General features: G+C 67.3%; 11 protein-coding genes and 1 pseudogene. 11 read left to right on the forward strand and 1 reads right to left on the reverse strand.

What is annotated here, in order from left to right:
* A pseudogene (locus I5E_RS25635) lies at positions 1-540 on the forward strand (hypothetical protein); the annotation flags it as partial.
* 355 nt (positions 541-895) lie between these two features.
* Here the strand turns inward: I5E_RS25635 and I5E_RS26765 are convergent.
* Positions 896-1,528 carry a very short patch repair endonuclease gene (locus I5E_RS26765; RefSeq protein ID WP_307159441.1) on the reverse strand — a complete coding sequence of 211 codons (633 nt, stop codon included), beginning with the start codon at positions 1,526-1,528 and terminating at the stop codon, positions 896-898.
* On the opposite strand from I5E_RS26765, the gene I5E_RS14595 reads away from it, so the two are divergent.
* The 10 genes from I5E_RS14595 (at position 1,443) to I5E_RS22860 (ending at position 8,452) form a co-directional block, all read left to right on the forward strand.
* Positions 1,443-2,486 (forward strand): DNA cytosine methyltransferase, encoded by a 1,044-nt coding sequence (locus I5E_RS14595; RefSeq protein WP_022907634.1) that lies wholly within the window; start codon positions 1,443-1,445, stop codon positions 2,484-2,486. The genes I5E_RS26765 and I5E_RS14595 overlap by 86 nt on opposite strands.
* A 19-nt stretch (positions 2,487-2,505) precedes the next feature.
* On the forward strand, positions 2,506-4,581 hold the full coding sequence (locus tag I5E_RS14600) for a BbrUII/HgiDII family restriction enzyme (RefSeq protein WP_022907635.1): 2,076 nt from the start codon (positions 2,506-2,508) through the stop codon (positions 4,579-4,581).
* Between the two features lie 116 nt (positions 4,582-4,697).
* The gene (locus I5E_RS14610; protein ID WP_261974957.1) at positions 4,698-5,051 is read left to right on the forward strand and encodes a transcriptional regulator; all 354 of its coding nucleotides are present in this window, start codon (positions 4,698-4,700) and stop codon (positions 5,049-5,051) included.
* A 332-nt stretch (positions 5,052-5,383) separates the two neighbouring features.
* Positions 5,384-5,836, forward strand: coding sequence for an Asp23/Gls24 family envelope stress response protein (locus I5E_RS14615; protein WP_022907638.1), 453 nt, complete (start codon positions 5,384-5,386; stop codon positions 5,834-5,836).
* Positions 5,829-6,020, forward strand: coding sequence for a DUF2273 domain-containing protein (locus tag I5E_RS14620; RefSeq protein WP_022907639.1), 192 nt, complete (start codon positions 5,829-5,831; stop codon positions 6,018-6,020). Before I5E_RS14615 ends, I5E_RS14620 begins: the two co-directional genes overlap by 8 nt.
* Positions 6,017-6,331 carry a hypothetical protein gene (locus I5E_RS14625; RefSeq protein WP_022907640.1) on the forward strand — a complete coding sequence of 105 codons (315 nt, stop codon included), beginning with the start codon at positions 6,017-6,019 and terminating at the stop codon, positions 6,329-6,331. The genes I5E_RS14620 and I5E_RS14625 overlap by 4 nt, the downstream gene beginning before the upstream one ends.
* Before the next feature lie 12 nt (positions 6,332-6,343).
* Positions 6,344-6,919 carry a DUF6286 domain-containing protein gene (locus tag I5E_RS14630; RefSeq protein WP_022907641.1) on the forward strand — a complete coding sequence of 192 codons (576 nt, stop codon included), beginning with the start codon at positions 6,344-6,346 and terminating at the stop codon, positions 6,917-6,919.
* Entirely contained in the window at positions 6,916-7,479 is a 564-nt protein-coding gene (locus I5E_RS14635; protein WP_022907642.1) for an ABC transporter permease, read from the forward strand. The genes I5E_RS14630 and I5E_RS14635 overlap by 4 nt, the downstream gene beginning before the upstream one ends.
* 114 nt (positions 7,480-7,593) lie before the next feature.
* A complete protein-coding gene (locus tag I5E_RS14640) occupies positions 7,594-7,764 on the forward strand; it encodes a CsbD family protein (protein WP_022907643.1) in 171 nt (56 codons plus the stop codon).
* A 70-nt stretch (positions 7,765-7,834) separates the two neighbouring features.
* Positions 7,835-8,452: an Asp23/Gls24 family envelope stress response protein gene (locus tag I5E_RS22860; protein ID WP_022907644.1), complete on the forward strand. Its 618-nt coding sequence runs from the start codon at positions 7,835-7,837 to the stop codon at positions 8,450-8,452.
* Positions 8,453-8,462 lie beyond the last annotated feature (10 nt).

Here is an 8,462-nt window from a genome sequence, read left to right on the forward strand (position 1 = left end):
AGCGCGGCGCCGTCCGCGGCGAGCGCAACCGGCCAGCTCGCGCCGGGCGGCGAGACGACCGACGTCGTGACGGGACTGGACGCCCCGTGGTCGGTGGTCCGCACCGGCGAGGGCGACGACGCGCTGATCAGCGAACGCGACTCCGCGAAGGAATTGCGTTTCAATGGTAAAGATGTAACTGACATCGACGCAATCGTGCAGTTCGACCGGCGTCTTTTTTTAATTTCTTGTAAGCGCACGCTCGTGGGGGTCAACTACATCGCCGGAGAATACCGTGAGATGATTGCTGCTAAAAGTAGAATTGAGCAAGCTCTCGACGAGTGGGCCGATCGACTTGCTTTCTTCAAGGATCACCCGATTGGAGACAACTACGATTTTTCAGACTTTTCACTAAATGGACTAGTGCTCGTTCCCGAGATGATATTCACCCCCGACGCTCGTGCCCGAGAAATCACTCCTATCGGCGTGGCTGGTTTGGGTGTCACTGGACTCGAAACGATTGATCAGTTTGCTTCTATACTCGAAATGGCGTCCTGGTAGGTGAAGGGCGATCTGCCGTCGCTGGAGGTCACCGTGGTGCCCGAGGGGTGCGGCCTTTCTTGGCAACCGCCCGCTCCGCAGAATGTGCCGAAAATGATCGCAACGCCCTTCGCTGACGTGAGCGGATGTGTCGACGGCTTCTCCGAAGGTGAGGGAGGCGGCGGCCCCTAAGCAGCACGGTCACACGGTTTTGGAATAAGAGGGCTGCGCTGTAGCGCTTTCACTGTGTAGCGGCGTTATTCCGACGACGGCGGTAGCGACGGCCCATACCAAGCGTTGCACCACGCAATCGCCCAACGCTGACGAGCAGATCACGGTCTTGCTCGTCTTCGCCTCCGCCGTGCGTAGCGCTCCGCTAGTGACGGCCACAGGTTGGGGAGGACGCGGTCTCGGGGGAGAGAAGGTGTGGTCGGTCTCGGTCGGACGCGGGAGAACCGGAATTCTCGCTCCGTCCCATCACAGCGGCGGCTACTGCCCCAGCGACCACGGCCGGTTCCTCGTGCTCCCAGTACCGCAGGACCGTCCATCCGGCCGCCCGCAAGCGGGTAGAGGTGTCGGCGTCGCGGGCCACATTGCGGTCGAATTTGGCCTGCCAGAACTCGGGACGGGTCTTGGGCGTCGTCGCGTGAACGGGACACCGATGCCAGAAGCAGCCGTCAATGAAGACCGCGACCCGCACCCGGGTGAACACGATGTCCGCGGTACGGCGCAGGTCCGGAAGCGGGCGCGCCGACACCCGGTAGCGGAACCCCTGGGCGTGCAGCAGTCGACGCACCGCCATCTCCGGCAGTGTGTCGCGTGAGCGGTTCCCGCGCATGCTGCGCTGAGTCGCCGCCGAAACAGGGCGAGAAACACTCGCGTCCCCGTCGACGAGCAGGTGCCGGTCCCCGTATATTGCTGGCATGGGTTTCCCCTCGTCCAAGATCGCCGCGATTGACCTCTTCTGCGGGGCCGGCGGACTGTCCCTCGGGTTGCAGCAGGCCGGCATTGACGTGGTCGCCGGCTTCGACTTCGACGAGGCGTGCCGGTTCGCGTACGAGACCAATATCGGCGCCGAGTTCGTCCACGCCGACATTGCCGAGGTTACCCCGGAACAACTCGTCGAGGCGTGGGGGGATGCGAAGGTGCGACTCCTGGCCGGCTGCGCGCCCTGCCAGCCGTTCTCCAGCCATCGCCGGGGTGCGGACACCAGCGAGGAGAAGAACTGGTCTCTGCTGCGGCACTTCGGCCGTCTCGTCGTCGCGACGAGACCCCATCACGTCACCATGGAAAACGTCGTACGCCTCATGCGGATGCCGGTGTTCGCCGAGTTCGTGCAGACGCTCCGCGACAGCGGTTACGCGGTGGACTACCGGACCGTCCACGGGCCCGCATTCGGCCTCGCTCAGAGCCGGCGGCGCCTGATCCTCGTCGCCTCCCGGGTCGGTGTCGTTCGCGTTCCCAATCCCGAACCGGCAGCAACGGGAACGTCCGTGCGGGACGTGATCGGCGGACTCCCGGCGCTGCGGCATGGTGAGACCGATCCGGACGATGCGTTGCACAAGGCGCGAAGACTCACCCCCTTGAACCTCGAGCGGATCCAGGCCTCACGCCCGGGTGGCACCTGGCGGGACTGGCCCGAGGAGTTGCTCGCACCGTGCCACCGCAAGAGTTCGGGCGCCAGCTTCCAGGCGTTCTACGGCCGCATGGAGTGGGACAAGCCGTCGCCCACGATCACGACGCAGTCCTTCAACTTTGGGACCGGCAGGTTCGGCCACCCCGAGCAGGACCGCAGTCTGACCTTGCGCGAAGCGGCGATGCTGCAGGGATTCCCGCGCGGGTACGAGTTCGCGCCCAAGGGAGTCGCGCCGGCACTGTCCACCGTTGGCAAGCTCATCGGCAACGCCGTCCCGCCGCCCTTCGGGCGGGCTGTGGGCGAGGTCTTCATCGCCAGGACGGCAGCCTGAACCTCATGGCGCGGCGACTGTGCCGCGCAGGGTCCTGAAGGGGGATACGACCATCACCGCCAACAACAAGCCGCCATTCACTTTCACCGTCGACCTGGCGGTTATCGAGTCGCTTGGCATCAATCTTTACAGCAACGCCGCCGCAGTCCTGTCGGAGCTCGTCGCGAACGCTTGGGACGCGGACGCGAACGAGGTCGACATCGACTGGGACGTCGAGAACGGCACCGTCACGATCCAGGACGACGGATCCGGGATGACCGAGCGGGAACTTGATGAGCGATACCTCACCGTCGCATACAAGAAGCGCACAGTGGAGGGCACCCGGTCACCGGTCCACGACCGCCCGTTTATGGGACGCAAAGGCATCGGCAAGCTTTCGGTGTACTCACTCGCAAACCAGCTCGAGGTGTACTCCGCGAAAGACGGGCAGATGGCCGGATTCGAGATCTCGCTGAAGGACCTGCGGGACCACATCGAGGCGGGCGTCGCCTACAACCCGGACCCGGCCACCATCCCGACGGACATGCCCGCGCGCGGCACACGGATCGTCTTGAAGGACCTCAACAGCAAGCGCGCCAGCGTCACCCGCGGAGCGCTCCGGCGCCGTCTCGCACGCCGCTTCGACGTCCTGAAGTTCTCCTCCGACGCGACGGACCGTTTCGTCATCAAGATTGACGGGGAGCCCATCGGCTACGACGACCGGGGTGATCTGAAAAGGCTGCAATACATCTGGCAGCTCGGCGCCGACGAGATCCCCGGCAAGAACACTCCCCGTGTCAAGCGGCGCTGGTTGATCCCCGAGCAGGACACAGTCGTCGACGAAGGCCGCGGGTGGAAGCTCGAGGGATGGTTCGGGACGGTGAATCAGCCGTCCGAGCTCATCGACGACGAGGACAAACAGGAGTCGCTGCGCAACATCATCATCCTCGCCCGCAGCCGGCCCATCCAAGAGGGCATCCTCGACCAGTTGGACTTCAACAAGTTTTTTGGCAACTACGTCACCGGGCAGATCCGTGCCGAGTTCCTCGACGTTGACGGCGCCGACGACATCGCGACCAGCGACCGGCAGCGGCTGCTCGAGGACGATGACCGAGTCCAGCTGCTGCTACAGAAGCTCCGGCAGCTGTTCAACGACGCCGCCGCGCAATGGTCGATCGAACGCCCCAAGGAGAAGTTCCGTCAGACCACCTCCAAGTACCCGACGATGCAGGAGTGGGTCGCCAAACGCCCCGAATCGCAGCAGACCGCTGCCCGCAGCATGATCGGCACCATCGGCGCACTGCACCTGGACCGAGAGTCGGACCGGCCCGCGCTCTACAAAGCGGGGGTGCTCGCATTCGAGCGGATCGCGATCGAGGACACGACACGGGATCTCGAGCGCTTCGCTGACGGCCTCTTCGCCAGCGACGTGCTCCCGCTGCTAGCGACGTCCCGGTCGTACGAAGACGCCCTTTACCTCCAGATCCTCCGATCCAGGCTGGAGGCCATCGAGAAGCTCGAGAAGCTCATCAATAAGGACGAGCTGGAGAAGGTGCTGCAGGAGCACCTCTTCGACAACCTCTGGCTACTGGACCCATCGTGGGAGGGAGCGGCGGGCGACGCCGACATGGAGATCGCTCTGACCCGGATCCGGAAGGGGATCCTATTCGACAAGAGTGAGCAGGAGAACCAGAAGCAGGGACGTATCGACATCCAGTACCGATCGGCGGCCGGCGTGCACATGATCGTGGAACTGAAACGGTACGGCCGTACCACGACGCTCGAAGAGCTAGTCGAGCAGGGCAATAAGTACCACCAGGCGCTGACGGAGGTCATCCAGAAACGCGAGCAGTCCAGCAGCGGTCTCAACGTCGTGTTCGTCCTCGGACAGAAACCCCAGCTCGGCTACCTCGGAAACCGCACCGAGGAAGAGCGCATTCACAATGCGATCGGGCATCTCGGCGGCCGCGTGCTCTACTACGACCAACTCCTGCACAACGCCCAACAGCGCTACCGCGAGTACCGCGAACGGAAGGTGGAAGCGACGACCCTCGACGAGGTGCTCGCCTCCCTTGATGCCCTGATCCCTGATCCGGCCGGCGACGACGCTCAGTGACGACGTCCGACGCGAGGAAATGAGCCGAAGCTGTCCTATAAGCGGAACGGCTCGGTGGGGGCCGCGCGCTGACGGAGCACCCTCGTGAGCGTCTCGTCGCCGAACTGCTCCGCCCGATCCGGCTCGCCGTCGTCGCGAAGATCATCGGCACCCACAGCATCACCTTCCGCGAGCTCCGGGACCACCTCGGTGTCTCCGATGCCACCTTGAGCAAGCAGTGTTCGATCCTCGAGACCGCCGGCCTGGTGAGCGTCACGAAGACGTTCGTCGGGAAGACCCCGCGGACGAAGCTGAGCCTGACGGCGGACGGTGACGCCCGATGGGTGGAGCACCGGACAGCGTTGTGCGAGCTCATGGGCGTCGACACCGGCGAGTTCGCCGAGATCCCGACCGCGTCGGAGCCACGCGGGGGTTGTCCGCAGGCGTCCGCAGCAACGTCCGACGCTGACCGCGCAGGCACGGTTCGCTGACGGGATCGGGCGCCGCGACAAGAGGGGCGGCAGAAGGGGCATCCCGCCGCTGGACCTCCCCCGATCGGCGATCGTCGTGGGCCCCTACTCTCCGCGATCGGGGTACGCATCACCTGCTCGCTTTTCGTCACGATCCCGCCGTTGCTGCTCCGTTTTCCGAACCTGCTCCCACGGCGACGTTGGATCGGGGGACAAGATCCGGCTTGCAGAGCCCTTGTCTGGGAACTCGATGAAGGATCCCGTCGGCGCGTGACTTCCGTCTGGGGTGCCCCGTCTCATCCGTGAACAGCAACCGCTGGGAACGCCCGGCGGGACGAACGGAAGGAAACGACATGGCTGACACCACGACCCCCAACACCATCAGCAGCACCCGTTCCGCCGGCACCCACGCCGCGGGCTCGACTCCGTCGGGCAAGACCACGATCGACGACACCGTGGTCGAGAAGGTCGCCGGCATCGCCGCACGCGAGGTCAACGGCGTGCACTCGCTCGGCTCGGGTGCTGCCCGTGCGATCGGCGCGATCCGCGACGCGATCGGCCAGCGTGACTTCGGACAGGGCGTCAAGGTCGAGGTCGGCGAGAAGCAGGTCGCCGCGGACGTGGTGATCGTCGCCGAGTACCCGGTGTCGCTGCAGCAGGTCGCCGACGGCGTGCGTTCGTCGGTCGCCCGCGCACTGACCCAGATCGTCGGCATGGAGGTCGCCGAGGTCAACGTCACCGTCCAGGACGTCTTCATCCCGGGCGACGACAACGAGGACGAGAAGAAGGAGTCGCGCGTTGAGTAACACGCTGACCGGCGCCCTCATCGGGGCCATCCTCGCCGTCGTCGCACTCCAGTTCGGTTTCTGGGGCTTCGTCCTGGTGATCGTGTTCGGCGCGATCGGTGCCCTCGTGGCCGCGATCTCGTCCGGCAAGATCGACCGTGGTGCCCTGACCGACGTGCTGACCGGACGTCGGAGCTCCCGGTGACCGGCGGCCCGGACGTGCCGGGCCGCGTGGAGATCTCCGCTCGCGCGCTGAACTCGCTGGCGCGGGCCGTCGCAGCCGAACGGCTCGGCGCGCCCGCCCGGCGGGTCCGCGTGCAGCTCGGTGACCACGCGGGCGCCGTCGCACTGCAGGTCACCGGCCCGATCCGTGCGCAGCAGGACGTCCTCGGCTCGGCCGTCGCCGTCGCCGAACGTGTTCGCGAGCGGGTCGGCGAGCTGTCCGGCCGTCAGGTCGGCAGCGCCCACATCGAACTCACCGGCATCGTGCACGAGCACGATGGCCGGGTCCGGTAAGAGGAGGAAGACATGAGCACGACTTCGCTCGAACGGCGCATCCAGCGTCGGAGCATCCACCGGTCACGGTCGGGTGCCGTCGCGGTGGCGCTCGTCGTCCTGGCGCTCGTCGCGGCCTGGATCGGCACGGAGTCGGTCCTCAGGGCAGTCGGTTCCGCGCCGCTGCTCGCGGACCCGCAGACCGTCGTCGACGCGGCCCTGAAGCCCGACGGCGCGTTCGTGGCGATCGCCGAGGTGATCGCGGTCGTGCTCGTCGTCCTGGGCGTCGTGCTCATCGTCCTGGCGCTGAAGCCCGGTCGGCAGCCGCGATCCGCGGTCCCGCACGACCGGGGTGCCGTCGTGATCGACACCGCCATCCTCGCCTCGACCGCCGCGAACGCCGCCGCCCTGGCTGCGGGGCTGCCCGAGGACCACGCGAAGGCGTCGGCCCGTGGCCGTTCGTCGGAGGTGCGGCTCGTGCCCCTGTCCGGGATCCCCGTCGACCAGGCCGCGGTCCGGTCGGCGGTCGAGGAGCGGCTCGGCCGCCTCGACACCCGGTTCGGCAAGCGCGTCACGGTCCGCGTGGAGCAGAAGGGAACCCTCGCATGACCAAGAGCAACCGCACCCTGAACAGGATCATCCTGCTCGTCCTCGGGCTGGTCGCCGTGATCATCGGCCTCGCCGTCGGCGCGGGCGTCCTGCCCGCGGTCCGCGATGCCCTCGCGCCGTACCTGACGTTCCCGTCGAAGGTCACCGTCCCGGCGGCGTCGCTGTGGATCGTCGCCGGCGCCTGCGTCCTCGTGATCGTCCTGGCGCTGCTGTGGGTGTTCACCCGCGGCCGAGGCGGCACGAGCGTCGCGGTCCGCGAACGCTCCGGCGACGACGAGGTGACGATCAACGTCGCGCTCGTCCGTGACGTCATCGACCACGAGCTCGACGGTGTCCGCGACGTCGTCGGCGCGAAGGTCGACACGTTCCTGGTCAAGCGCCAACGCGCCGCCCGGATCCGCGTCAGCGTCCGTCGCGGTGGCGACGCGGTGAGTGTCATCGACGCCGTCGACCACGCCATCGGTGTCCTGGACCGCACCCTCGGCCGGCAGGTGCCGGTCCTGGTCCACCTCACCGGCGGCACCCGCGCCGTCCTCGCGAAGTCGACCCGGGTGCAGTAGACCCGGCCGTCTGCACGACGAGACCGGACCCCGGGAGGCGCACCGCGCCTCCCGGCAGCACCAGCGACCACCAACCAACCGGGCTGACGCCCGAACGAGCGAGAGGAGCCCGTCATGGGTCTCGACGACAAGATCAAGAACGCCGCGCAGGACCTCGCAGGCAAGGCCAAGGAGGCCGTCGGCAATGCGACCGACGACGACCAGAAGGTCGCCGAGGGTCAGAAGGACCAGGCCGCAGCCAGCGCCAAGAAGGCCGGCGAGGACGTCAAGGACGTCTTCAAGTAACCCGTCTCGGACCCGGACGCCGCCCGCCCACGGTGGGCGGCGTCCATCGTCCCGGAGCAAGGAGGAAGTCATGCAGCACGACCCGAACGCGAGGACGCAGATCATCGAGGTGCCCCTGCCCGAGGAGCTCACCGAGCCCCTACCCGCGGACGCCTCGCCCGTCACCATCGCTGCGCGGACGGCCGCCGAGACCGCCCTCGGCGTCCACGGTGTGCACCACCTCGGCAACCTCCTGGCCCGCGCCGCCGACACGGTCCGCGCCCGGTTCGGCCGTTCCGCCGGGACGACCGGGGTGCAGGTCGACGAGACCGACGGCGAGCTCGACGTCGTCGTCTCGATCGTCGTGGAGTACCCCGAGCCCGTGGTCCAGGTCGCCGACGAGGTCCGCCGACAGGTGCGTGAGGCGGTTGCGCAGCTGAACTTCGACGTCGTCTCGGTCGACGTGCGCGTGCTCGACGTCCACGGACCCTTCGACGACGAGCCCAGCGCCCTCGACAGGGCGGTCGAGGCCGCGGGTGCTGCGCGGGACGCCGCTGTGGACGAGCGTGCCGACGGCGCGCGGGCGCACACGGAGGCATCGACCGACGACACCGCGGGCGCGCTCGACGAAGCGTCCGTCACGCTCGCCCGTGCTGCTGATGCGCTCCGGGAGGATGCCGCGTCGGATCGCGACGACGATCGGGAGTGACCGGCGAGCG

This window comes from Curtobacterium sp. B18 (assembly GCF_000333375.1).
Classification (GTDB): Bacteria; Actinomycetota; Actinomycetes; order Actinomycetales; family Microbacteriaceae; genus Curtobacterium.